Annotated in this window: 22 protein-coding genes; 11 read left to right on the top strand and 11 right to left on the bottom strand. The window is 71.1% G+C overall.

Annotated features, from left to right (window positions below; translation table 11 throughout):
* The first annotated feature begins 91 nt into the window (after nucleotides 1–91).
* Together recA and recX are read left to right on the top strand one after the other, a co-directional pair.
* Nucleotides 92–1225 carry a recombinase RecA gene (gene recA / locus RLT59_RS08625; protein ID WP_311302872.1) on the top strand — a complete coding sequence of 378 codons (1134 nt, stop codon included), beginning with the start codon at nucleotides 92–94 and terminating at the stop codon, nucleotides 1223–1225.
* Nucleotides 1226–1228: 3 nt separating this feature from the next.
* Nucleotides 1229–1996, top strand: coding sequence for a recombination regulator RecX (gene recX, locus RLT59_RS08620; RefSeq protein ID WP_311302871.1), 768 nt, complete (start codon nucleotides 1229–1231; stop codon nucleotides 1994–1996).
* Nucleotides 1997–2159: 163 nt separating this feature from the next.
* Here the strand turns inward: recX and RLT59_RS08615 are convergent, their stop codons facing one another.
* Nucleotides 2160–2894, bottom strand: a complete 735-nt coding sequence (locus RLT59_RS08615; protein ID WP_311302870.1) for a DUF6197 family protein — start codon at nucleotides 2892–2894, stop codon at nucleotides 2160–2162.
* 338 nt (nucleotides 2895–3232) lie between these two features.
* Between RLT59_RS08615 and RLT59_RS08610 the strand changes: the two genes are divergently transcribed.
* On the top strand, nucleotides 3233–5791 hold the full coding sequence (locus RLT59_RS08610; RefSeq protein ID WP_311302869.1) for an FtsX-like permease family protein: 2559 nt from the start codon (nucleotides 3233–3235) through the stop codon (nucleotides 5789–5791).
* Between the two features lie 124 nt (nucleotides 5792–5915).
* Here RLT59_RS08610 and RLT59_RS08605 read toward each other — a convergent pair whose 3' ends face one another.
* From RLT59_RS08605 to RLT59_RS08570, 8 genes are all read right to left on the bottom strand, one after another.
* Nucleotides 5916–6284: a rhodanese-like domain-containing protein gene (locus RLT59_RS08605; RefSeq protein ID WP_311307653.1), complete on the bottom strand. Its 369-nt coding sequence runs from the start codon at nucleotides 6282–6284 to the stop codon at nucleotides 5916–5918.
* Between the two features lie 68 nt (nucleotides 6285–6352).
* On the bottom strand, nucleotides 6353–6910 hold the full coding sequence (locus RLT59_RS08600) for a cupin domain-containing protein (protein WP_311302868.1): 558 nt from the start codon (nucleotides 6908–6910) through the stop codon (nucleotides 6353–6355).
* A gap of 116 nt (nucleotides 6911–7026) precedes the next feature.
* Entirely contained in the window at nucleotides 7027–7113 is an 87-nt protein-coding gene (locus RLT59_RS08595) for a putative leader peptide (protein ID WP_311307652.1), read from the bottom strand.
* A gap of 32 nt (nucleotides 7114–7145) precedes the next feature.
* Nucleotides 7146–8765 (bottom strand): FAD-dependent monooxygenase, encoded by a 1620-nt coding sequence (locus RLT59_RS08590; RefSeq protein ID WP_311307651.1) that lies wholly within the window; start codon nucleotides 8763–8765, stop codon nucleotides 7146–7148.
* Nucleotides 8766–9007: 242 nt separating this feature from the next.
* A complete protein-coding gene (locus RLT59_RS08585) occupies nucleotides 9008–9919 on the bottom strand; it encodes an amino acid ABC transporter permease (RefSeq protein WP_311302867.1) in 912 nt (303 codons plus the stop codon).
* Complete coding sequence (locus RLT59_RS08580) at nucleotides 9916–10584, bottom strand: amino acid ABC transporter permease (RefSeq protein ID WP_311302866.1); 669 nt, start codon at nucleotides 10582–10584, stop codon at nucleotides 9916–9918. The genes RLT59_RS08585 and RLT59_RS08580 overlap by 4 nt, the downstream gene beginning before the upstream one ends.
* A gap of 74 nt (nucleotides 10585–10658) precedes the next feature.
* On the bottom strand, nucleotides 10659–11501 hold the full coding sequence (locus RLT59_RS08575; protein ID WP_311302865.1) for a glutamate ABC transporter substrate-binding protein: 843 nt from the start codon (nucleotides 11499–11501) through the stop codon (nucleotides 10659–10661).
* Nucleotides 11502–11570: 69 nt separating this feature from the next.
* Entirely contained in the window at nucleotides 11571–12359 is a 789-nt protein-coding gene (locus RLT59_RS08570; RefSeq protein WP_311302864.1) for an amino acid ABC transporter ATP-binding protein, read from the bottom strand.
* A gap of 349 nt (nucleotides 12360–12708) precedes the next feature.
* On the opposite strand from RLT59_RS08570, the gene RLT59_RS08565 reads away from it, so the two are divergent.
* On the top strand, nucleotides 12709–13401 hold the full coding sequence (locus RLT59_RS08565) for a response regulator transcription factor (RefSeq protein WP_024493686.1): 693 nt from the start codon (nucleotides 12709–12711) through the stop codon (nucleotides 13399–13401).
* A gap of 15 nt (nucleotides 13402–13416) precedes the next feature.
* On the top strand, nucleotides 13417–14811 hold the full coding sequence (locus RLT59_RS08560; protein ID WP_311302863.1) for a sensor histidine kinase: 1395 nt from the start codon (nucleotides 13417–13419) through the stop codon (nucleotides 14809–14811).
* 83 nt (nucleotides 14812–14894) lie between these two features.
* Here RLT59_RS08560 and RLT59_RS08555 read toward each other — a convergent pair whose 3' ends face one another.
* Entirely contained in the window at nucleotides 14895–15896 is a 1002-nt protein-coding gene (locus RLT59_RS08555) for a TAXI family TRAP transporter solute-binding subunit (RefSeq protein WP_311302862.1), read from the bottom strand.
* 134 nt (nucleotides 15897–16030) lie between these two features.
* On the opposite strand from RLT59_RS08555, the gene miaB reads away from it, so the two are divergent.
* Nucleotides 16031–17551, top strand: a complete 1521-nt coding sequence (gene miaB, locus RLT59_RS08550; RefSeq protein ID WP_311302861.1) for a tRNA (N6-isopentenyl adenosine(37)-C2)-methylthiotransferase MiaB — start codon at nucleotides 16031–16033, stop codon at nucleotides 17549–17551.
* Between the two features lie 96 nt (nucleotides 17552–17647).
* Nucleotides 17648–18361: a class III extradiol dioxygenase subunit B-like domain-containing protein gene (locus tag RLT59_RS08545; RefSeq protein ID WP_311302860.1), complete on the top strand. Its 714-nt coding sequence runs from the start codon at nucleotides 17648–17650 to the stop codon at nucleotides 18359–18361.
* A gap of 149 nt (nucleotides 18362–18510) precedes the next feature.
* Here RLT59_RS08545 and RLT59_RS08540 read toward each other — a convergent pair whose 3' ends face one another.
* Nucleotides 18511–18747, bottom strand: a complete 237-nt coding sequence (locus tag RLT59_RS08540) for an antitoxin (RefSeq protein ID WP_073737729.1) — start codon at nucleotides 18745–18747, stop codon at nucleotides 18511–18513.
* Nucleotides 18748–18990: 243 nt separating this feature from the next.
* On the opposite strand from RLT59_RS08540, the gene miaA reads away from it, so the two are divergent.
* The 4 genes from miaA (at nucleotide 18991) to RLT59_RS08520 (ending at nucleotide 23702) form a co-directional block, all read left to right on the top strand.
* The gene (miaA, locus tag RLT59_RS08535; RefSeq protein WP_311302859.1) at nucleotides 18991–19929 is read left to right on the top strand and encodes a tRNA (adenosine(37)-N6)-dimethylallyltransferase MiaA; all 939 of its coding nucleotides are present in this window, start codon (nucleotides 18991–18993) and stop codon (nucleotides 19927–19929) included.
* Between the two features lie 107 nt (nucleotides 19930–20036).
* A complete protein-coding gene (locus RLT59_RS08530; RefSeq protein WP_311302858.1) occupies nucleotides 20037–20477 on the top strand; it encodes a hypothetical protein in 441 nt (146 codons plus the stop codon).
* A 97-nt stretch (nucleotides 20478–20574) separates the two neighbouring features.
* Nucleotides 20575–21447 carry a diaminopimelate epimerase gene (gene dapF, locus RLT59_RS08525; protein WP_311302857.1) on the top strand — a complete coding sequence of 291 codons (873 nt, stop codon included), beginning with the start codon at nucleotides 20575–20577 and terminating at the stop codon, nucleotides 21445–21447.
* A gap of 140 nt (nucleotides 21448–21587) precedes the next feature.
* Nucleotides 21588–23702 (top strand): RelA/SpoT family protein, encoded by a 2115-nt coding sequence (locus tag RLT59_RS08520; protein ID WP_311302856.1) that lies wholly within the window; start codon nucleotides 21588–21590, stop codon nucleotides 23700–23702.
* Nucleotides 23703–23791 lie beyond the last annotated feature (89 nt).

Raw genomic sequence — 23791 nt, 5'->3', positions numbered from 1 at the left:
CAGGCCGGGAGGACGTCGAGGCCCATTGTCAGTGGCAGGGGTTAGCGTCTGAGACGTGAAGCGATCGACTCAAACAAATCGGGTGGAACCCATGGCAGGAAACGACCGCGAGAAGGCGCTGGACGCCGCACTCGCACAGATTGAGCGGCAATTCGGCAAGGGCGCGGTCATGCGCCTAGGTGAGCGGCCGAACGAGCCCATCGAAGTGATCCCCACCGGTTCGACGGCGCTCGACGTCGCGCTCGGCGTCGGCGGTCTGCCGCGCGGCCGTGTGGTGGAGGTGTACGGGCCGGAGTCCTCCGGTAAGACGACGCTGACGCTGCACGCCGTGGCGAACGCGCAGAAGCTCGGCGGCACGGTGGCCTTCATCGACGCCGAACACGCGCTGGACCCCGAGTACGCGAAGAAGCTCGGCGTCGACATCGACAACCTCATCCTGTCCCAGCCGGACAACGGTGAGCAGGCCCTTGAGATCGTGGACATGCTGATCCGCTCGGGCGCCCTCGACCTGATCGTCATCGACTCCGTGGCGGCCCTGGTGCCCCGTGCGGAGATCGAGGGCGAGATGGGCGACTCGCACGTGGGTCTGCAGGCCCGCCTGATGAGCCAGGCGCTCCGGAAGATCACCAGCGCGCTCAACCAGTCCAAGACCACCGCGATCTTCATCAACCAGCTCCGCGAGAAGATCGGCGTGATGTTCGGCTCGCCGGAGACCACCACCGGTGGCCGCGCGCTCAAGTTCTACGCCTCGGTGCGCCTCGACATCCGACGGATCGAGACGCTCAAGGACGGCACCGACGCGGTCGGTAACCGCACCCGCGTCAAGGTCGTCAAGAACAAGGTCGCGCCGCCCTTCAAACAGGCCGAGTTCGACATCCTCTACGGCCAGGGCATCAGCCGTGAGGGCGGCCTGATCGACATGGGCGTGGACCACGGCTTCGTGCGCAAGGCCGGCGCCTGGTACACGTACGAGGGCGACCAGCTCGGCCAGGGCAAGGAGAACGCCCGCAACTTCCTCAAGGACAACCCCGATCTCGCCAACGAGATCGAGAAGAAGATCCTGGAGAAGCTGGGCGTCGGTGTACGGCCCGACGCGGCCTCCGCCGAGCCCGCGGCGGACGCGGCGGCCGGGACTGCCGCGGCCCCGGCCGACGGTGCGGCCAAGCCGGTGTCCGCTGCGGCCGGCAAGACCAAGCCGGCCAAGACGATGGCGGCCAAGAGCTAGACCGTGACGCGTCGTACGGAGTGGCCGGGCTTCGCCGCCGAATCCGGCGAGGGCTCCGGCCCCGGATTCGCCGCCGCATCAACCGACGGGAGCACCTCCGGATCGGGCTCCGAGGCCGATCTCCCCTACGAACCGGCAGCGGGGGCGGGCCGGGGCAGGGGGCCGGGGTCGGGATCGAGCCCGGGGTTCGGTGAGGGGGCCGGGCGCCGTTCCCGGTCCCGTTCCAGAAGCAGCGGCTCCCCCTCCTCGTCGAGGGCCGAGAAGGGGGAGCCGCGAGACCCGGTCGAGCAGGCGCGCAACATCTGTCTGCGGCTGCTCACCGGGACGCCGCGCACCCGAAAACAGCTCGCGGACGCCCTGCGCAAGCGGGAGATCCCGGACGAGGCCGCGGAAGAGGTCCTGTCGCGCTTCGAGGACGTCGGTCTGATCGACGATGCCGCGTTCGCCGACGCCTGGGTGGAATCCAGGCACCACGGACGAGGACTCGCCCGCCGCGCCCTCGTCCGCGAGCTACGGACCAAGGGGGTGGACGCGACGGTCATCGACGAGGCCGTCGACCGGCTCGACCCGGACCAGGAGGAGGCGACGGCGCGCGAACTCGTCGCGCGCAAACTCCGCTCCACGCGGGGGCTGGACCGCGACAAGCGGCTGCGCAGGCTTGCCGGAATGCTCGCCCGCAAGGGATACGGGGAGGGAATGGCCCTGCGTGTGGTGCGCAGGGCACTCGAAGAAGAGGGAGAGGACACGGAAGGGCTGGACGAACCCTTCTGACCGGAGCTTCCGGCCGTTGAGTCCGACCGTGTGTCCGACCGGAGCTTCCGACGGGCTCAGCTGACTGGCTCCGCCGGTCGGCCCTTCCGACGAGCTCAGCTGACTGGTGGTCCTGCCAGTCGGTCCTGTCGACCTGCTGGTTCCTGCGGCCTGTCGGCCTGCGCTACTGGCCGGCGCGGGCCGCGCGGCTGATGGTGGCGTCGATCAGGGCGACCGCGTCGGCGGCGGTGCGCCCGGGGTACCGGTTCCACGGCCCGATCAGCCCGGTCCAGCCTTGGGAGCGGAGCTCGGTGATCAGCCAGGCGCCGGCCCGGTCGACGGTGGCCGCCGAGCCGTAGCCGAGGCGATGCGCGGTGAGCATGGCACCGCAGACGCAGCGGGCGCCCCTCGCGTTGCGCAACCGGTAGGGGGTGTTCTGCCAGCCCCACTCGGTGAGGATCTGCCGTGCGTGGGCGAGGTGGGTGGAGGGCCGTACCTCGGGCTGTCCGATGCGCCGCCAGGAGTGGAGCCGGTCGGGCAGTACCGCACCGAGGCGCCCGGGGAGCGGACGCTCGCGCGGCGCGGCAGCGGGCAGTGTACGGAGGGTGTCCGCGATCAGCTGATCGACCGGCACGGACAGCAGATCACGCCAGTCGGCCGGGTCCGCCTGCGACGGATGTGACGAGTCCTGAAGCGACGAGTCCGGACGTGACGAGTCCGGAAGGGACCGGCTCGGATGTGCCCGGTCCGGACGCGACGGGTCCGTACCAGGTTCGGCCGGTACGGGACGTACGGGTTCCCGGGCCGTGCGGTCCCAGCCCGTGACGATCTGGCGCCACGCGTCCGTGTCATGAAGCCGAGCGGCCTGAACGTCCAGCTCGTCGGGGGTCAGCGCGGTGGTCGGAGCAGTCGTCGGCATCGGTGCGGGCTCCCCGTCGTAGCGGCCTGGTCGTTGACCCGAATGTCCGTCCGGTACGGGGATCGCTCCACCGGAGCGAGGCCATACGGGTGTGTCGCGACGGATTTGGGGCCGGGAAGAGCCCTCGGGCGCGCGGGCCGCGGGGAGGGGGGAAGCGCGAATGCGGGGGGAAAGCCCCCGCATCAAGACGGCGGAACGCTCCAGTGCAGCGGCACCCCCGCACGGAGGAGTCTGTGACGTATGCCGAAGCAGCCCGTACAAGGCCTGGGAAGAGGGCCCGGAGACGGTAGCGGCTCGGGCGACAACACCGCGGACAGCCGAAGAGAAACGGTCGCATCATGATGCTGCGCTACGCCCTGGGGACGATCAGACACCGCAAGGGGGGATTCCTCGGAGCATTGTTGGCCCTCATGTGTGCCGCCGCCCTCGTCACCGCCTGTGGCACCCTGCTGGAGACCGGCCTGCGCGGACGCATCGCGACCGAGCGCTACGCCGCGACCCCGCTCGTCGTCTCCGCGGACCAGAACGTCCATCAGACCACCGTCAAGCACAAGGGCAACGGGAAGACCAAGACCAAGCACAAGGCGAAGCCGGTCGCCGAACGCGCCTGGCTTCCCGCTGGCGACGCCGACCGGCTCCGCGCGGTGGAGGGCGTGCGCGCGGTCGTACCCGAACTGACCTTCCTCGCCCAGCCGCTCGGCCTGCCCGGGGACGGCGGAGCGTCCGGTCCGCCGTCCTACGGCCACGCGTGGACCTCCGCCCCGCTCACCCCGTTCGCCCTCACCGCGGGCCGCGCACCGGCCGCCGCAGACGACGTGGTGATCGACCGGAACCTCGCCCGGCGGGCAGGACTGTCCCTGGGAGACCGGATCACCGTCCAGTCCACCCAGGCCCCTCGCACGTACCGCGTCAGCGGCGTCGCGGCCCCGGAAGGCGGCGGTCGGCTCAAGGAGCAGACCTCGCTGTTCTTCTCCACCTCGGAGGCCGAGCGCCTCGCCGACCGCCCCGGCCAGGTCACCGCGTTCGGCGTACTGCCCGCAGCCGGTACGGACCTTGGCGGTCTTCGGCAGCAGGTCACGCAGGCCCTCAAGGGAACGACCGCCCAGGTCGCCACGGGTGACGACCGAGGAGCGGTCGAGTTCCAGGACGCGGCGGGCGCCCGGGTCAAGCTCGTCTCCATGGGGGCGGCCATGGGCGGCACGTCGCTGCTGGTCGCCGTCCTCGTCGTCGTCGGCACCTTCGCGCTCTCCATCCAGCAGCGCCACCGTGAACTGGCTCTGCTGCGCACCATCGCCGCCACCTCACGGCAGATCCGGCGGCTGCTCGGACGCGAGGCGCTGGTGGTCGGTGCCGTCGCCGGAGTGCTGGGCGCGCTGGCGGGGCTGCCGCTCGCCGGTTGGCTGCACGGTCGATTCATCGACACCGGGGCGGTCCCGGCGACCCTGGAGCGGACGGCAGGCATCTTCCCGGCCTGCGTCGCCCTGGCCGTCACCCTCATCGGCGCCTGGGCCGCCGCCCGGATCTCCGGCCGCCGCATCGCCGGGCTCCGCCCGGCCGAGGCCATGGCCGAAGCCGCGGTCGAGCGGGCCCGTCCGGCACGCCTGCGGACCGCCGCCGGTCTCGTCCTGCTCGTCGGCGGCGGCGTGCTGGTCGGCGTACTGAGCATCCTGCGCACCGAGGCCGCCTCGACCCCCGTCACCTTCCTCGCGGTGGTGATGCTGGCCACGTCGGTTTCGCTCCTGGGCCCCTACCTCGTACGGGCGGCCTCCGCTCTGTCGGGCCTGGTGATCCGGCCGGCCGGGCCCCTCGGGAAGCTGGCCAACTCGAACGTCCGGGGGAACTCCAGCCGGATGGCCTCCGTCGTCACCCCGCTCACCCTGCTCATCGGCATGACCTGCACGGTGCTCTTCATCCAGCCGACCCTTGGGGACGCCGCCCTGGCCCAGGCCCGGGAGGGCACCCGCGCGACCTGGGTACTGGGCGCGCAGGGCCCCGGCGTCCCGGCCGCCGCCGTCGACGCGGTCCGCGCGACGCCCGGTGTCACCGCGGCCACGGAGATCGTCCGGACCACGGTCAGGGTCGGGCTCGACAAGTACCCGGCCCAGGGGGTCACCCCGGCCGGCCTCGACCGGACCTGGGACCCCGAGGTGACAAGCGGTTCGCTGGCCGCGTTCACCGCCGACGCACATACCGCCGCGATCAGTGAGCTCGCCGCCGATCAGCTCGGCCTCCACCCCGGCAGCAAGCTGAAACTGCACCTCGGCGACGGGACGCCCGCCACCCTCACGGTCGCCGCCGTCTACCACCGGGGCCTGGGCTTCGGGGATCTGACGCTGCCGCACGAGTTGGTCGCCCGTCACATGGACAACCCCCTGGCCGCCACCGTCCTGGTGTCCGGAGACGCCTCCCGCAGCGAACTGATCGCCTCCGTGGGGAAGTTTCCCGGGATCGCGGTCCTGGCGCCGACCGCCGCCGACCGGCTCCAGGCGGAACAGCAGCAGAACAACGCCGAGGTCAACCTCCTCGCCATGGGGCTCGTCCTGGCCTTCACCGCCATCGCCGTGGTCAATACGCTCGCCATGTCGGTGTCGGAGCGCCTGAAGGAGTTCGCGCTGCTCCGGCTGGCCGGGGCGACACGCCGCCAGGTGCTGCGGATGCTCCGTATCGAGACCCTGTCGGTGCTGCTGATCGCCGCCGTTCTCGGCTCCGGAATCGCGCTCGCCGTACTGACCGCGTTCAGCATCGGGATGACGGGCGGTGCGGCGCCCGCCGTTCTGCCGCTGGTGTACGCGACGGTGGTGGGCGCCGCGGCGCTGCTGGCCCTGACCGCCACGGCACTGCCGGGCCGGATGGCGCTGAAGGCCCGACCGGTGGAGGCGGTCACGTCGGGTCAGTGAACGGGGCCCCACCTCGCGGAGGCCCACCGACTTGGGCCCCCGCGGACCCGGGGGCCCCACCGGCCCAGGGCCCCCACCGACCTGGGGGCCCTGGCCGACCGGGGGCCCCGCCCGGGGCTCCCGGTCACACGTCGACCGGGAGCCCCGCCGCGCGCCAGGCCTGGAAGCCGCCCACCAGATCGGTGGCCCGGTACAGCCCGAGCCGGTGCAGCGACTCGACGGCGAGGCTCGACGCGTAGCCCTCGTTGCAGATCACCACGACCCGGAGACCGTGGCTCACCGCCTCCGCCGCGCGGTGGCTCCCCTGCGGGTCCAGCCGCCACTCCAGCTCGTTGCGTTCGACGACCAGCGCCCCCGGGATCAGCCCGTCCCGCGCGCGCAGCTCCGCGTAGCGGATGTCGACGAGCAGGGCCCCGTCGGCGGCCGCCGCACGGGCCTCCTCCGGGCCGATCCGCTCGAATCCGGACCTGACCCGCTCCAGCAGCTCGTCTATCCCAACCTGTCGGGTGCCCTCCGGCCCCGTACCTTCGTGACCTTCGTGATCTTCGTGCGGTGCGTCGCTCACTGCCAGTCCTCCGGGATTTCGGTCTGTTCGAGGCGGAGCACCGCGTCCGTGCGGCTGTAGCGCCGGATCTGCGGGAGCGGGGGGTAGTACGCGTGGACGGAGACGGCGTGTTCGTCGGCGGACTCGTTCAGCACCTCGTGCACATGGTGCCTGCCGAAGGCCCTTCCCTGACCCGCAGCCAACTGCCGTGAGCGGTCGATGCCCTCGGTCAGTTCGAGGGTCTTCCACCCGTCGGTGGGCAGCCGGGCCGCGAGCGAGTGCTCCTTGAGCGTGCCGCTCGCGGTGAGGAAGGCGCCGATGGAGTCGGCGTGGTCGTGCCAGCCGGTGCCGGTGCCGGGCGGCCAGCCGATCAGCCAGGCCTCACTGCCCCCGGGCCCGTCGAGCCGGATCCAGGTGCGGCCCTCGGGGTCGAGCGGGAGCGAGGCGATGAGCGCGGCGTCCGCGGCGGTGCGGCGGACGAAGTCGAGCAGCTCCGCAGCAGTCGGACCGGACAGGCCGGACGGACCGTTCGGACCGGACGGACCGGAAACGGGCGCGGGTACGGAAACAGGCAAAGCAGAGGCGGAGGCAGGCGCAGGCACAGCAGAGGCAGACACAGGGGACCGTCCTGAGAGTTCGCGTGGATGTCCCGCCGTACGTCATGGCGCACGGCGGAGCAGGAGAAGGCGATTCAGCAGGACGGGCGACACACGCAGCCCGCATAGCGGAGCAGGTCCATATGGACCCTCCGCCACAGGCGCACATCGGTGTCGGTCATATTCCGGAGTAGACCATGTGCGCCTGCGGGGGTCAATTGATGTCTGCGGTGCGGTCGGAGCGTTCGGAGGTGCGGGCCGCGCCGCCGCGCGCCGCTTCCGCTGCCGCGCGGAGCTCGGCGGGCCGTACCCCGCTGAACGACTCCACCAGGTGACCGTCCGGCCTGACCAGCAGAACGGTGTGCGCTGAGGCCCCTGGATAGCCCTCCGCCACCAGCAGTTCGCCCTTCACCGGCAGGGCGTCCACCGCCTCGACGAGCCGGGGCATCACTCCAGCGCCCATCCAGTGCCGCCGGTCCCATACTCCAGTGCCGGGGGCCACCAGGACCACCAGCAGCCGCCCCTGCCCCAGCCGTTCCCGGAGCCGTACGCCGGTGCCGTCCGGTGCCGTCACCCGCACATCGGTGACCGGCGCACCGGGGGGCGTACCCACGGACGTGTGCGCCTCGGCGCGCGGGGGCGCAAGGGGGGACAGCGAGTAGGAAGGGGGCGCACCGAGGGGGCCGCATCCCAGATGCCCGTCGGTGAGCAGCGAATCGTGCCCCCGTGCGCTCCCCGGGACCAGGGTCCGCAGCCCGCCGCCGCCCCGCAGTATCGGCAGCGACTGGTCGGCTGCGCGCAGCCGTGCGGCGACGGCGGCCCGGCGTTCGGCCTGGTAGCTGTCGAGCAGTACGTCGGACGCGCCGTGATGCCAGGCCAGCGCCAGTTTCCAGGCCAGGTTCTCGGCGTCCCGCAGTCCCTCGTCCAGCCCCTGGGTGCCGAGCGCGCCCAGCAGATGGGCGGCGTCCCCGGCGAGGAACGCCCGCTTCACCCGCCACCGCAGGGCGAGCCGGTGGTGCAGCGTGTAGACGCCGGTGTCCAGCAGTTCGTACGGGGGTGTCTCGCCGCACCAGCCCGCCAGGGTGTCCCGGACCCGGGCGACCAGGACGTCGGGCGTGACGAGCTCGCCACGCGGCGGCAGCAGCCAGTCAAGACGCCAGACCCCGTCCGGCAGCGGCCGTGCGGTCACCTCGGCACCACCGGAGCGCCACGGCGGCAGCCGGTGCAGTACGGCCTCGCCCGGCCAGGGCAGCTCGGTGCGCAGGGCGGCGACGGCATGCCGCTCCACCGCCGTCCGTCCGGGGAACCGGATGTCCAGGAGCTTGCGCACGGTGGACCGGGCCCCGTCGCAGCCCACCAGGTAACTCCCGCGCCACCAGGTAGAGCCGGGTTCCCTGGTGTGCACGGTGACCCCGGCCGGATCCTGCTCCAGGGTGTCTATCCGGCTGTGCCGTGCCGTCCGTACGAGACCCTGCGCGGCCACCGCGTCCCGCAGTCCGCGCACCAGAGCGTGCTGGGGGATGTGGACGGGGGCGGCCGGCGCGTCCCCGGGATGCGCGTGTTCCCCTTCGTCGAGGGGTAGTTCGCGGACCAGCTGTTTGCGCCGCAGGGACCGCCAGCCGGACCAGCGAAGGCCCTCGTCCTGGAGCGTCTTGCAGCCGAGCCGTTCCAGCAGGGCCGCGGTGTCCTCGCGGAGCACCACCGTGCGGGCCGGCCGCGTCTCCTCCTTGCCGGGATCCTCGTCGAGGAGGACGGAAGGCACCCCCTGAGCCGCGAGGGCGAGCGACAGCACCAGGCCGACCGGCCCGGCACCGACGATGATCACCGGGTCCACGGCGCGGCCCCCGGAACGTGTGCGGTCGGACGCGTGGCGGCGCACGGGCAGAGCGGACGGGCCGGGGCGGCCCCTGAGGTCGGGGACGGCGGCGAGGGAGATGCGGCGGCGTAGGGGGCTCGGTGCGCGATCACAGAACGTATGCAACCTACTGCCGGTGCTTGCGTCAAGTGACACCGGAACGCGGCGAGGGGCGGTGGCGCACGCGCCACCGCCCCTCGGGGACCTCTGTTGATCAGCCGTCAGACGGCGCGTCCGTCATCAATGTTGAGCGACGGCGCACCAACCGTCTCCAGGTCGCCCCCCGGGCCGGTGCCCACGACCGCGCCCGTGCTCTTCTTGGCGCGCCGGAGCCGCCGCTCCAGCCAGCTGGCGAAGGACGTCAGGGCGAAGTTCAGCGCGAGGTAGACAAGCGCGATGATCGTGAAACAGGCGATGGTGTTCGCCCCGTAGTTCGCGGACATCGGCCGGACCGAGGCCAGCAGCTCCGGGTAGCTGAGCACCGCGCCGCCGAGGGCGGTGTCCTTCACGATCACCACGAGCTGGCTGACGATGGCCGGCAGCATGGCGGTGACCGCCTGCGGCAGCAGCACGAAGACCATCGTCTGGCCCTTGCGCATGCCGATCGCCTTGGCGGCGTCCGTCTGCCCGCGGGGGAGCGTCAGGATGCCGGCGCGCACGATCTCGGCCAGCACCGAGGCGTTGTAGAGCACCAGACCCGTCACGACGGCGTACAGCAGACGCGTGTCCGGTTCGAGGTCGGCGTACTCGGAGTACATCGCGTTGGCGATGACCATCAGGAGCAGCACGGGGATGGCGCGGAAGAACTCCACGACCACGCCGCTCGGCACGCGCACCCACCGGTGGTCCGAGAGCCGCCCGATGCCGAACAGCGCGCCCAGCGGAAGAGCGATGATCAGAGCGAAGAAGGCGGCCTTGATCGTGTTCTGGAAGCCGGGCCAGATGTACGTCTCCCATGCCTGGGTGCCGGTCAGGAACGGCTTCCACTTGACCCAGTCGAGCTGGTGCTTCTCGGCGAGGCCGCCGTACACCCACCACACCACTGCCGCTGCGGCCAGTACGAAGAGGACGGTGTACAGGATGTTGCGCCGCTTGGCGCGGGGCCCCTGCGCGTCATAGAGGACGGAACTCATCGCTTCACCGCCACCTTCTTGGCGACCCAGCCGAGGATGAGACCGGTCGGGAGGGTCAGGATGATGAAGCCGAGGACGAACACACCGGAGATCAGCAGCAGCTGGGCCTCGTTCTCGACCATTTCCTTCATCAGGTACGAGGCTTCCGCGACCCCGATCGCCGCTGCGACCGTGGTGTTCTTCGTCAGTGCGATGAGTACGTTGGACAGCGGATTGACCACCGACCGGAACGCCTGCGGGAGCACGATCAGCCGGAGCACCTGGGTGAAGCTGAGCCCAAGTGCCCGGGCCGCCTCCGCCTGGCCGACGGGCACCGTGTTGATGCCCGAACGAAGGGCCTCGCACACGAACGACGCGGTGTAGACGACGAAGGCGAGCACCGCGAGCCGGAAGTTGATGACCTTGAAGTCGCCTCCTCCCCCGAGCGTGATCTGAAGGGTCTGGAAGAGGCCCAGCGAGGCGAAGACGATGATCACGGTCAGCGGAATGTTCCGGACCACGTTCACATAGCCGGTCGCGAAACCGCGCATCAGGGGGACCGGGCTGACCTTCATGCCGGCCAGCAGCGTTCCCCATATGAGGGAGCCGAGGGCGGAGTAGACGGTGAGTTGCACCGTCACCCAGAAGGCCCCCAGCAGGTCATAACCATCAAGAAAGTCGAACACGATCTCCCGCGCTTCCGCGTGTAGGAGGGCACGGCGCGCCGCCGTCAGTGGCGGCGCGCCCGGTCAGCCCTGCTTCACTTGACGACGTTGCCGATCTTGGGGGCCTGCTCGTTCTTGTAGTTCGCCGGGCCGAAGTTGGCCTTCACGGCCTTCTCCCACGAACCGTCCGAGACCATCTTGGTCAGCGCGTCGTTGACCTTCTTCTTGAGGTCGGCGTCGCCCTTCTTCAGGCCGATGCCGTAGTTCTCGTTGGTCATCTTGAAGCCGGCCAGCTTGAACTTGCCCTTGTTGACGTCCTGCGAGGCGTAGCCGGCCAGGATGCTGTCGTCCGTGGTCAGCGCGTCAACGGCCTTGTTCTCCAGGCCGGTCAGGCACTCCGAGTAACCGCCGTACTCCTGCAGCTGGGCCTTCGGGGCCAGGGTGTCGTGGATGTTCTGCGCCGAGGTCGAGCCCGTGACCGAGCAGAGCTTCTTGTTGTTGAGGTCCTGGGGCGACTTGATGGTGTTGTCGTCCGCGCGGACCAGGATGTCCTGGTGGGCGAGGAGGTACGGGCCCGCGAAGTCGACCTTCTTCAGTCGCTCGTCGTTGATCGAGTAGGAGGCGACGATGAACTTGACGTCACCGCGCGAGATCGCCGTCTCGCGGTCGGCGCTCTTGGTCTCCTTGAACTCGATGTTCTTGGCGTCGTAGCCGAGTTCCTTGGCGACGTACGTGGCGACGTCGACGTCGAAGCCGGTGTACTTGCCGTCCGGCGTCTTCAGGCCCAGACCCGGCTGGTCGATCTTGATACCGATGGTGATCTTCTTGCCGCCGCCCGAACCGGACGAGTCGTCCTTGTCGTCGGACCCACAGGCGGTGGCGGTCAGAGCGAGGGCGAGCACGGCGGCCGAGGCGGCAGTGACCTTACGAAGCTGCATGGTGAAATTCCCTAGAGTTGACGCGATGTGAGTGATCAGCCGGTCCTGAAACCGGCGCTGAAGGCTCCATCAGTGGTGAAGGATCTTCGACAGGAAGTCCTTGGCCCGGTCACTGCGCGGGTTGCTGAAGAACTGGTCGGGCACGGCCTCTTCGACGATCTTGCCGTCCGCCATGAAGATGACCCGGTTCGCGGCGGAGCGGGCGAAGCCCATCTCGTGGGTGACGACGACCATGGTCATGCCCTCGCGGGCGAGCTGCTGCATGACCTCCAGCACCTCGTTGATCATCTCCGGGTCGAGCGCGGAGGTCGGCTCGTCGAACAGCATGACCTTCGGGTCCATGGCCAACGCCCGTGCGATCGCCACACGTTGCTGCTGACCGCCGGAGAGCTGCGACGGGTACTTGTCCGCCTGGGTCCCCACGCCCACCCGGTCGAGCAGCGAACGCGCCTTCTCCTCGGCCGCCTTCTTCTCCGTCTTGCGGACCTTGAGCTGGCCCAGCATCACGTTCTCAAGCACCGTCTTGTGGGCGAAGAGATTGAACGACTGGAAGACCATGCCGACATCGGCACGCAGCCGCGCCAGCTCCTTGCCCTCCTCGGGCAGGGGCTTCCCGTCGATCGAGATCGCGCCCGAATCGATCGTCTCCAAGCGGTTGATCGTGCGGCACAGCGTGGACTTCCCGGACCCCGAGGGCCCGATGACGACCACGACCTCGCCACTGGCGATCGTCAGGTCGATGTCCTGGAGCACATGCAGCGCGCCGAAGTGCTTGTTGACGTTGCTCAGCACGACCAGGTCGCCGCCGGCCGCGGGTGCAGCGTCCTCGGCGCCCTTGGTCACTGAAACTCCGCTCATCGGCTTTTTGCTCCGTCCTCCTCGGTTGGCAAGGACCTTAGTGACGCAGTGCGACCAGCGTCATTACATCTGAGCGGAAATTGAGCATAACGATCCGGCCGCAACCGGACACTCCGCGTGAACGGGACGTCACGCGGGCCGTCCCGGCGTACCGGGTGCATAACGGAAACATGGATGCAACCGGCAGGCACTTGACTGGCCCACCGGTCATCGGAGTGGATGCCTTGGTACACCCTGACGTGAAACGCCTCGATACGGGGAAGTGACCAGGGGCGTACGCGACCGCACCGAAACCACATCCATCGACACCACGACCTTCATAAGCACCGCGACTCCGGAGAGGGGGCCCATGAGACTGCTGCTCGTAGAGGACGACAACCACGTCGCCGCCGCCCTGTCCGCCATCCTCGGCCGGCACGGCTTCAAGGTGGTGCACGCCCGCAGCGGCGAGGAGGCCCTCCAGGCCCTCCTCCCCACGGATGCGGAGCCCTTCGGAGTCGTACTCCTCGATCTCGGGCTGCCCGACCAGGACGGCTACGAGGTGTGCGGGAAGATCCGCAAGCGCAGTGCCGTACCGGTGATCATGGTGACCGCGCGGGCCGACGTCCGCTCGCGCATCCACGGGCTGAACCTCGGCGCGGACGACTACGTGACCAAGCCGTACGACACCGGCGAGCTCCTCGCCCGTATCCACGCCGTCAGCCGGCGCAAGCCCGCCGCGGAGGACACCGGGCCCACGCCCGTCGCCGCGCTGCGCCTGGGCCATGTGCACATCGAGCTGCCCACCCGGCGGGTCAGTGTCGACGGCAGCGAAGTCCAGCTCACCCGGAAGGAGTTCGACCTGCTCGCGCTCCTCGCGCAGCGGCCCGGCGTGGTGTTCCGCCGGGAGCAGATCATCAGCGAGGTCTGGCGCACGAGCTGGGAGGGGACGGGGCGCACGCTTGAGGTGCACGTGGCCTCCCTGCGCGCCAAGCTGCGGCTGCCCGCGCTGATCGAGACCGTGCGCGGGGTCGGCTACCGCCTCGTCGCCCCGTCCGCGTAGGGGCGTACGTCTCCGGTGCGTACCAGGCTGCTTCCGCTGCTCATCGTTCTCATGGCGAGTGTCCTGCTCGCGCTCGGTTTTCCGCTGGCGGTCAGTGTGGCCGCCGCCCAGCAGCAGGGCGTGGTGATCGACCGGATCGACGACACGGCACGCTTCGCCGCGCTCGCCCAGTTCATCACCGAGCGCACCAACGGCTACGACGAGCGGCAGCGCACCCTCCAGACCGAACTGGAGACGTACGACTCGGTCTACGGCATCCGAGCGGGTGTCTTCTACCGTGACGACTCCGCGATGGCGAAGGCCCCGGGCGACTGGCGGCTGCCGGTCGAGGGGGAGGGCCGCGAGGCGTTCAACGAGGCGCTGCTCGGCCGTCGCAGCCACGACCCGCCGCAGGTCTGGCCCTGGCAGGACGGCCGGGTGGTCGTCGCCTCACCCGTCGTGCGTGACGGAGACGTGGTCGCGGTCGTCGTCATCGACTCGCCGACCGCGCAGATGCGTTCCGACACCCTGCGCGGCTGGCTGTTGATCGCGGCGGGTGAGGTGGTCGCGATGCTGGTGGCCGTCGGTGCGGCGATCCGGCTCACCGGCTGGGTCCTGCTCCCGGTGCGGACCCTGGATGTGGCCGCCCACGACATCGCCAGCGGCCGGATGCGGTCCCGGGTGGCGGCCTCCGGCGGACCGCCGGAACTCAGGCGGCTGGCCCGTTCGTTCAACGAGATGGCCGACAACGTCGAGGACGTGCTGGAGCAGCAGCGCGCCTTCGTCGCGGACGCCTCGCACCAGTTGCGCAATCCGCTGGCCGCGCTGCTGCTCAGGATCGAGCTGCTCGCCCTGGAACTCCCGGAGGGCAACGAGGAGATCGCCTCGGTGCGCACGGAGGGAAAGCGCCTCGGCCAGGTCCTCGACGATCTGCTCGACCTGGCCCTGGCCGAACACGCCGCGGCCGATCTCCAGCTCACCGACATCGGCGCCCTCACCGCCGAACGCGTGCTCTCCTGGCGTCCGGTGGCCGAGGAGAAGGGCGTCAGGCTCCGGACGGACGGCGCCCCCGCCGTCACCGCCTGGGCGGACCCCATTGCCCTGTCCAGCGCACTCGACGCCATCATCGACAACGCGCTCAAGTTCACCCCCGCGGAGGAGGAGGTGCGGGTCACGGTCGCCTCCGGCGGCGAGTGCGTCACGGTCGCCGTCGCGGACCGCGGACCGGGCCTCACCGAGCAGGAGCTGGAGCGCGTCGGAGACCGCTTCTGGCGCAGCTCACAGCACCAGAACGTACGGGGTTCCGGCCTGGGCCTCTCCATCTCGAAGGCGCTCCTGGCCGCGAGCCGCGGCACCATCGCCTACGAACGCCACGAGCCGCACGGGCTGCGGGTGACGGTGTCCGTACCCCGCAACGGGCCGCAAGGCTGAGCGACCGTTGCGAAGCCGACTGAGCGGACCGTTGCGAAGCCGACTGAGCGGACCGTCCGGCGGCCTGGCCCGGCCCGGCGGACTCAGGGCTTGACCGAGCGGTAGTAGCGCTTGGCCCCTTCGTGCAGCGGCAGCGGATCGGTGTAGATCGCGGTCCGCAGGTCCACCAGCTGCGCGGCGTGCACCTCACGCCCGATGCGGTCCCGGCTGTCGATCACGGTCCGGGTGAAGGCCTCGGTCATCGCCGCGTCCGTACGGTCGGTGGTCACCAGCACGTTGGCGACCGCGACGGTCGGCACGGCCTGGCCCTGCTGAGCGTTGCGGTAGGCGTCCGCGGGCATCACGGCCGAGCGGTAGTAGCGGGTGGAGCCGCCCGCCGCCTGAAGCTGCTTGATCAGCGTGTCCTCCAGCGGGACCAGCCGGATCGCGAACCGGTCGGAGAGGTCCGCCACCGCAGTGGTCGGCAGCCCCCCGGACCAGAAGAACGCGTCGAGCTTGCCGTCCTGCAGCAGCTTCGGCATGGTGTCGATGCCCGCCGGTACGGCCGTCACGTCGTTGACGGGGTCCAGTCCGGCGGCCGTCATCAGCCGGTCCGCGACCAGCCGTACCCCGGAGCCCTGCTGGCCGACCGCGACCTTCTTGCCGCGTAGGTCGGAGACCTTGCGGATCTCCGATTCCCGGTCCACGACCAGCTGTATGTAGTCGTCGTAGAGCCGGACACAGCCACGCAGCCGCTCGGCGCCCGGCTTCCGGTCCCGCAGGTAGGTGGCCACGGCGTCGGTGGTCGCGATGGTGAAATCGGCCTTGCCCGTCGCCACCCGGGCGATGTTCTGCTGAGATCCCTCACTGGTCTGCAGCTCTATCGACACATCGGGCAGATCCTTGGCCAGTGCGCCCTTCAGCCGCTCGCCGTAGCGCTGGTAGACGCCGGTACGGACCCCGGTGCTGAACGACAGGCTCCCGGTCGGTGTGGAATCCCCGAGCGGGAGCAACCACCACAGGAGCAGCCCGAGCACGACGACGAGGGCGGCGCCCGCCCGCAGGGAGCGACGCCGGCCGATTCGGGACAGAGCCGCCGGGAGCATGGCGGCGATCCTGCCAGGTGGCTCCCGGCCCTGGCCAGGGGTGCCGGTGGATCTCCCGGCCGGCGCGGGGCCGGGGAAGGGGTCCGGGAGCCGCCCGCGACGGGAGGTGTCCGGGCAGCGCCTACCCTTGTCGCATGAGCAGCGGCAACCGGAGCGAAGCAGTGGACGTCAGAAAAAGCTACGAGGTGCGCACCTACGGGTGCCAGATGAACGTCCATGACTCCGAGCGGCTGTCGGGTCTGCTGGAGGACGCCGGCTACGTACGGGCGCCCGAGGGCTCCGACGGGGACGCCGATGTTGTCGTCTTCAACACCTGTGCGGTGCGGGAGAACGCCGACAACAAGCTCTACGGCAACCTCGGCCGGCTCGCCCCGATGAAGACCAAGCGCCCCGGGATGCAGATCGCGGTCGGCGGCTGCCTCGCCCAGAAGGACCGCGACACCATCGTCCAGCGGGCCCCCTGGGTCGACGTCGTCTTCGGTACGCACAACATCGGCAAGCTGCCCGTGCTGCTGGAGCGCGCCCGCGTCCAAGAGGAGGCGCAGATCGAGATCGCCGAGTCCCTGGAGGCGTTCCCCTCGACGCTCCCCACCCGCCGCGAGTCCGCGTACGCGGCCTGGGTCTCCATCTCCGTCGGCTGCAACAACACCTGCACCTTCTGCATCGTCCCGGCGCTGCGCGGCAAGGAGAAGGACCGCCGGACCGGCGACATCCTGGCCGAGATCGAGGCCCTGGTCGCGGAGGGCGTCTCCGAGATCACCCTGCTCGGTCAGAACGTCAACGCCTACGGCTCCGACATCGGAGACCGGGAGGCCTTCTCCAAGCTGCTGCGCGCCTGCGGCCGGATCGAGGGCCTGGAGCGGGTCCGCTTCACCTCGCCGCACCCGCGCGACTTCACCGACGACGTGATCGCGGCCATGGCCGAGACGCCGAACGTGATGCCGCAGCTGCACATGCCGATGCAGTCCGGCTCCGACACGATCCTGAAGGCCATGCGGCGCTCGTACCGGCAGGAACGCTTCCTCGGCATCATCGAGAAGGTGCGGGCCGCGATGCCCGACGCCGCGATCTCCACCGACATCATCGTCGGCTTCCCCGGGGAGACCGAGGAGGACTTCGAGCAGACGATGCACGCGGTCCGCGAGGCGCGCTTCGCCAACGCCTTCACCTTCCAGTACTCCAAGCGGCCCGGAACCCCGGCCGCCGACATGGACGGGCAGATCCCCAAGGAGGTCGTCCAGGAGCGGTACATGCGCCTGTCCGCCCTCCAGGAGGAGATCTCCTGGTCGGAGAACAAGAAGCAGGTCGGCCGCACGCTGGACGTCATGGTCGCGGAGGGCGAGGGCCGCAAGGACGGCGCGACCCACCGGCTCTCCGGCCGCGCCCCCGACAACCGCCTCGTGCACTTCACCAAGCCGGACCAGGACGTACGGCCCGGCGACGTGGTGACCGTCGAGATCAGCTACGCGGCCCCGCACCACCTGCTCGCAGAGGGCGCGCCCGCCGGGGTACGGCGGACCCGCTCGGGAGACGCCTGGGAGAAGCGCAACGCCGCGGCCGCCGCCAAGCCGGCCGGTGTGATGCTGGGCCTGCCGGGCATCGGCGCCCCGGCCCCGCTGCCCGCCGCCTCGGCCCCGGGCTGCGGCTGCGACTGACAGGAACGGGCAGGCGTCAGCAACACGGCGCCGACGGGCAACGCGGGGCCGACGGGCCGAGCGGCACGTGAGCGCGCGGCCAGTACGCTGCCCCTCATGCTTGTCGCCGCCGCCGTGTGCCCCTGTCCGCCCCTGCTGGTCCCCGACGTCGCCGCCGGTGCCGCGCCAGAGCTCGACGCCGCGAGGACCGCGTGCACCGACGCGCTGGGCGTGCTCGCCGCCTCCCGGCCCGATCTGCTGATCGTGATCGGCCCGGCCGGAGTCGCGGGCCGCGGGACCCATCCCGAGGGCGCCACCGGCTCCTTCGCGGAGTTCGGCGTCGATCTCCCGGTACGGCTCGGCCGGGACCTGGGAACGGTGACCGACCGGCCGCTCCCGGCCTCGCTCGCCGTCGGTGCCTGGCTGCTGGCCCGCACCGGGTGGGCGGACGCGCCGGTCGAGGCGCTGGGCGTGGGGGAGCCGCTGGAGACCGCCCGCTGCACGGAGACCGGCCGGGCGCTGGCCGGGCGGGCGGACCGGGTGGCGATGCTGGTGATGGGCGACGGCAGCGCCTGCCGCACCCTCAAGGCCCCGGGCTACCTGGACGAGCGGGCCGCCGCGTTCGACGCGGCCGCCTCGCGCGCGCTCGGCGCGGCGGACACAGACGCGCTGACCGGGCTGGACGAGGCACTCGCGTACGAGCTGAAGGCCGCGGGCCGCGCACCCTGGCAGGTGCTCGCGGGGGCCGCGCGGGGCGCCGGTCTCGACGGCCGGCTGCTGTACGACGACGCGCCCTACGGCGTGGGCTACCTGGTCGCCGCCTGGTCCTGAGCCCGCGACGACTCCGGCGGAACGGGATCCGGCGCACACCCAGCCCAGGCCGGTCCGCCGGGCCACGCGACGGCACACACCCGACGGCACACACGACGGCCGCGGAGCGACACGCTCCGCGGCCGTCACGGTGTCCTGCCGGACCGGGGTCAGGAAGCGGGCGGGGTGGTGCCCCCGTCCTTGTTGGACAGCTTCTCCACCGCGTCCTTGGCCTTCTGCGTGCCGGACACGATCTTGTCGCTGTACTTGCCCTTGGTCTTCTCGTCCACCGTCCGCGCGGCCTTGTCGAGCCCCTGGTCGATCTTGCCCCCGTGCTGCTGCGCGAGGTCGCTGACCTTGTCCTTGGCCGGGCTCAGCTTCGCCTTCAAATTGTCCATGAAGCCCATCGGACACCTTCTCTGCTGGGGGAGTGCGTGCGTGCGCGTGTTCTCTCCGGACCGGGTACCCGCCGTGCTGCCGCGCAGTCACCGCCGCGATACCTGCTGTCGTGGCGGGACGGAGACCCGAACTGTGAGAAAACGCCCATATGTACTCAGTATTTTACTTGACGGGGTGTCCGGACGCGCCACGGTCCCCGGCCACCCCGTCGGCCATTCGGAACGGGCCCCCGGGTTTGCGAGACTGTGCCAGTGAGAAGCCCAGCTCCCGCACCGCGGGTCATCGCCGTCGTCGGTCCCACCGCAGCCGGAAAGTCCGACCTGGGGGTGTTCCTCGCCCAGCAGCTCGGGGGCGAAGTGGTCAACGCCGACTCCATGCAGCTCTACCGGGGGATGGATATCGGCACCGCGAAGTTGACCCTGGCGGAACGCGCCTCCGTCCCGCACCTGCTGCTGGACATCTGGGACGTGACCGAGGCCGCCAGCGTCGCCGAGTACCAGCGCCTCGCCCGCGCCGAGATCGACCGGCTGCTCGCCGAGGGCCGCACCCCGGTCCTGGTGGGCGGCTCCGGGCTCTACGTGAAGGGCGCGATCGACGCCCTGGAGTTCCCCGGCACGGATCCCGGTATCCGGGCCGCGCTGGAGGCGGAGCTGGCGGAACGGGGCTCCGGCGCGCTGCACGACCGGCTCGTCGCGGCGGACCCGGAGGCGGGCCGCGCCATCCTGCCGAGCAACGGGCGGCGCATCGTCCGGGCCCTCGAAGTCATCGAGATCACCGGAAAGCCCTTCACGGCCAACCTCCCCGGTAACGATGCGGTCTACGACACCGTCCAGATCGGCGTCGACGTGGCCCGCCCCGAACTCGACGAGCGCATCGCCCTGAGGGTCGACCGGATGTGGGACGCGGGGCTTGTCGACGAGGTGCGCGCACTGGAGGCGCGGGGGCTGCGGGAGGGGCGCACCGCCTCCCGGGCGCTCGGCTACCAGCAGGTGCTCGCCGCGCTGGCCGGGGAGTGCACGCAGGACGAGGCGCGTGCCGAGACCGTGCGCGCCACCAAGCGGTTCGCGCGCCGGCAGGACTCCTGGTTCCGCCGCGACCCGCGCGTCCACTGGCTGAGCGGCGCCGCCGAGCACCGCGGAGAACTCCCGCGCCAGGCGCTGGCGTTGGTCGAACGAGCGGTCACAGCCTGATCACGTGATTGCATCGGGAAGCCCTGCCCGTCAGTTCGGCCGGTCGCGGCGTGCCATCATCGAGCATCGATCGACCAGTGGAGTCCGAGTTGGGAGGGCGCGTGGCGATGGAGGCCGGCCCTCGCGACACAGAACAAGACGCACCGGACACGCAGCACGAGGCAGGAAGCTTGAGCCCCGACGGGCCCGATGAGCTCGATGTGACCCCCGAGGTCCAGGTCGAGCTCCGCCCCGCCCGCCGGCTGCGTATCTGGCAGCTCGCGCCGATCGTCACGCTCGCCGCGATGGGATCGCTGATGTTCGCCTTCCCGCTCGCCTTCGAGTTCGGTGGCGGCGGCGCGGTCGTCGCCATGCTGGGGCTGCTGATCAGCTGCTGCGCCGCGGGCTGGGGCATGATGGCCGCCCGCCGTGTCGGACACACCTGGCCCGGTCTGCCGCCCAGGGGCTCCGGCGAGCGCCCGGACTGGCGGGTGATCGTGCTGTACGTCGCGGTGTGCGCGGCACTGGTCGCGCTGGCCGTGTGGCGTGTGGCCCGGCTGCGTTCCTGACACCGCCCTGCCGGGCCCGGTGGACCGTCGGCAGGCGCGGGGTGCGCGGGGGCGGGCGGTTTCCGGCGCTGTCGGCGCCACCTCGTACAGTTGTCCCGTGACCACCTCGCAGATCGACTTCCTCAAGGGCCACGGCACCGAGAACGACTTCGTGATCCTTCCGGACCCGGACAACGCCCTCGACCTGACCGCCTCCGTCGTGGCCGGGCTCTGCGACCGCCGGGCCGGCATCGGCGGGGACGGGCTGCTGCATGTCGTGCGGTCCGCCGCCCACCCCGAGGCGCGGGCCGTGGCGGACGAGGCCGAGTGGTTCATGGACTACCGCAACGCGGACGGCTCGATCGCCGAGATGTGCGGCAACGGCGTACGGGTCTTCGCCCGCTACCTCCAGCGCTCCGGCTCGGTCGAGGAAGGCGATCTCGCGGTCGCCACCCGCGGCGGAGTGAAGAACGTGCACCTCGCCAAGGACGGCGACATCACCGTCTCCATGGGCCGCGCGCGGCTGCCCGCCGACGGAGTCACGGTCACCGTCGGCGGCCGCGGCTGGGACGCCCGCAACGTGAACATGGGCAACCCGCACGCCGTCGCCTTCGTCGAGGATCTGGCGCACGCCGGCGATCTGTTCACCGAGCCGTCCTTCGGCCCGGCCGACGTCTACCCCGACGGCGTCAACATCGAGTTCGTCGTGGACCGGGGCCCCCGCCATGTCGCCATGCGCGTCCATGAGCGCGGCTCGGGCGAGACCCGGTCCTGTGGCACCGGCGCCTGCGCCGTGGCCGTCGCCGCGGCCCGCCGGGACGCCGCCGACCCCGCGCTGACCGGCACCCCGGTCACGTACACCGTCGACCTCCCCGGCGGCACGCTGGTGATCACCGAGCACCCGGACGGCGAGATCGAGATGACCGGACCGGCCGTGATCGTCGCGCGGGGCAAGATCGATCCGGCCTGGCTCGAAACGCTGAACGGATAGCGCTTCGCTCGAATGGGTGATCCGTTTCACGCTGGGCGAGAGCCGGACTCCGCCACGTGGTGGGGTCGGTAGCATCAAGCACCGGCCCGGAGGCGCGACCGCACCTTTCCACCGCCGGTCGACGTCGCCGGAGGTGCCCCATGAGCGCAGAGGCCACCAACCCAGGTGCTCCCATCCGCAGGCGGGGCCGTCCCCGGATCGACCTCCGCAGACTGGGCCGGGTCGCCCTGCTCGGCCCGGTCCCCCGGGACCGGCTGCCGGACGCCATCGGCCATGTCGCGGAGGCGCACCGGGCCCACCACCCCGACGCCGACCTCACCGTGCTGCGCCGCGCCTACGTCCTGGCGGAGAGCTCGCACCGAGGGCAGATGCGCAAGAGCGGCGAGCCGTACATCACACACCCGCTGGCGGTCACCCTGATCCTCGCGGAACTCGGCGCCGAGACCACGACGCTGACGGCGTCCCTGCTCCACGACACGGTCGAGGACACCGAGGTGACCCTCGACCAGGTCGGCGAGCAGTTCGGTGACGAGGTCCGATATCTGGTCGACGGCGTCACCAAACTGGAGAAGGTCGACTACGGCGCGGCGGCCGAGCCCGAGACCTTCCGCAAGATGCTGGTGGCCACCGGGGACGACGTCCGGGTGATGTCGATCAAGCTCGCGGACCGGCTGCACAACATGCGCACGCTCGGCGTGATGCGCCCCGAGAAACAGGCCCGGATCGCCAAGGTCACCCGCGACGTGCTGATCCCGCTCGCGGAACGGCTCGGTGTACAGGCGCTCAAGACCGAGCTGGAGGACCTCGTCTTCGCGATCCTCCACCCGGAGGAGTACGCGCGCACCCACGCCGTGATCGCCGCTGCCACCGGCGGGGCGGACCCGCTGACCGCCATCGCGGAGAACGTCGCCTCGGTACTGCGAGAGGCCGGTATCCCCGCCGAAGTCCTCGTCAGGCCGCGCCACTTCGTCTCCGTCCACCGGGTCGGCATGAAACGCGGCGAGCTGCGCGGCACCGACTTCGGACGGCTGCTGGTCCTCGTCGGGGAGGACGCCGACTGCTATGCCGTCCTCGGTGAGCTGCACACCTGCTTCACCCCGGTGATCTCCGAGTTCAAGGACTTCATCGCGGCCCCCAAGTTCAACCTGTACCAGTCGCTGCACACCGCCGTGGTGGGCCCGGCGGGCGAGGTCGCGGAAGTCCTCATCCGTACGCACCGGATGCACAAGGTGGCCGAGGCCGGTGTCATCGCCCTCGGCAATCCGTACGCCGCGGACAGCGGTGCGCAGAGCGCCGAGCCGGCCGACGGCGAACGGGCCGACCCGACCCGGCCCGGCTGGCTGTCCCGGCTCCTGGAGTGGCAGCAGTCCGCCACCGACCCCGACACCTTCTGGACCACGCTCCGCGCCGACCTCGCCCAGGACCGCGAGATCACCGTCTTCCGCACCGACGGCGGCACGCTCGGTCTGCCCGCGGGCGCCAGCTGCGTGGACGCCGCCTACGCGCAGTACGGGGACGCCGCGCACAACTGCATCGGCGCCCGGGTGAACGGCCGGCTGGCCACGCTCGGCACGGCGCTGGGCGACGGCGACACCGTACAGCTGCTCCTGGCGGAGGACGCCGCGTCCGGGCCCTCGCCCGGCTGGCTGGACCACGCCAGGACGCCCACCGCCCGGATCGCGATCACCGGCTGGCTCGACGCCCACCCGCAGGACGCGGACACCGTGTCCGGCAACGCGGCCGCTGACCCCAGGCTCGGACCGCAGCCCGCGCCGCCCGGATCCGAGGGCGCCGGCGTCCGCGCCGCGAGGGCTCTGGTCGGCCGGCCGGACGCCACCGTACGGCTGGCCGGCTGCTGCACCCCCGTACCGCCCGACGACGTCACCGGTTTCACGGTGCGAGGCGGCGCCGTCGCCGTCCACCGGCTGGCCTGTCCGGCGGCGGCCCGCATGGAGGCCGTCGGCCGGGTACCGGTGGCGGTGAGCTGGGGCGACGCCTCCGAATGCCGGGTGACGCTGGTCGCGGAGTCCTTCGGACGGCCCCGGCTGCTGGCCGACCTCACCGAGGCGATCGCCGGGGCGGACGCGGCGATCGTCTCCGCCACCGTCGAACCGCCCAGCGAACAACGTGTGCGGCACACCTACACCCTGGAACTCCCCGACGCCGCCGGGCTGCCCTCACTGATGCGCGCGATGCGCGACGTACCGGGGGTGTACGACGTGAGCCGCGCCCAGCACCCGGCCGCCGTTCTCTGAGCGGGCGGGACTCTCGAAACCCCCGGGGACCCTTCGCCGTCCGCCGCAGCGGATCTCGTTCGAGTGGCGTGACGCGCGCCGTCCCGTGG

Source organism: Streptomyces sp. ITFR-6 (assembly GCF_031844725.1).
Lineage (GTDB): Bacteria > Actinomycetota > Actinomycetes > Streptomycetales > Streptomycetaceae > Streptomyces.
The sequence above is the reverse complement of the archived record's forward strand: the minus strand, read 5'-3'. Positions and strand labels throughout refer to the sequence as shown.

Coding starts and splice junctions, on each gene's coding strand:
- RLT59_RS08565 (WP_024493686.1), top strand. CDS start 12,709: ATGAGACTGCTGCTCGTAGAGGACGACAACCACGTCGCCGCCGCCCTG.
- RLT59_RS08615 (WP_311302870.1), bottom strand. CDS start 2,894: ATGCCGACGACTGCTCCGACCACCGCGCTGACCCCCGACGAGCTGGAC.
- RLT59_RS08520 (WP_311302856.1), top strand. CDS start 21,588: ATGAGCGCAGAGGCCACCAACCCAGGTGCTCCCATCCGCAGGCGGGGC.
- RLT59_RS08545 (WP_311302860.1), top strand. CDS start 17,648: ATGCTTGTCGCCGCCGCCGTGTGCCCCTGTCCGCCCCTGCTGGTCCCC.
- RLT59_RS08595 (WP_311307652.1), bottom strand. CDS start 7,113: ATGACCGACACCGATGTGCGCCTGTGGCGGAGGGTCCATATGGACCTG.
- RLT59_RS08610 (WP_311302869.1), top strand. CDS start 3,233: ATGATGCTGCGCTACGCCCTGGGGACGATCAGACACCGCAAGGGGGGA.
- RLT59_RS08555 (WP_311302862.1), bottom strand. CDS start 15,896: ATGCTCCCGGCGGCTCTGTCCCGAATCGGCCGGCGTCGCTCCCTGCGG.
- miaB (WP_311302861.1), top strand. CDS start 16,031: ATGAGCAGCGGCAACCGGAGCGAAGCAGTGGACGTCAGAAAAAGCTAC.
- RLT59_RS08575 (WP_311302865.1), bottom strand. CDS start 11,501: ATGCAGCTTCGTAAGGTCACTGCCGCCTCGGCCGCCGTGCTCGCCCTC.
- RLT59_RS08530 (WP_311302858.1), top strand. CDS start 20,037: ATGGAGGCCGGCCCTCGCGACACAGAACAAGACGCACCGGACACGCAG.
- RLT59_RS08585 (WP_311302867.1), bottom strand. CDS start 9,919: ATGAGTTCCGTCCTCTATGACGCGCAGGGGCCCCGCGCCAAGCGGCGC.
- RLT59_RS08570 (WP_311302864.1), bottom strand. CDS start 12,359: ATGAGCGGAGTTTCAGTGACCAAGGGCGCCGAGGACGCTGCACCCGCG.
- RLT59_RS08540 (WP_073737729.1), bottom strand. CDS start 18,747: ATGGGCTTCATGGACAATTTGAAGGCGAAGCTGAGCCCGGCCAAGGAC.
- recA (WP_311302872.1), top strand. CDS start 92: ATGGCAGGAAACGACCGCGAGAAGGCGCTGGACGCCGCACTCGCACAG.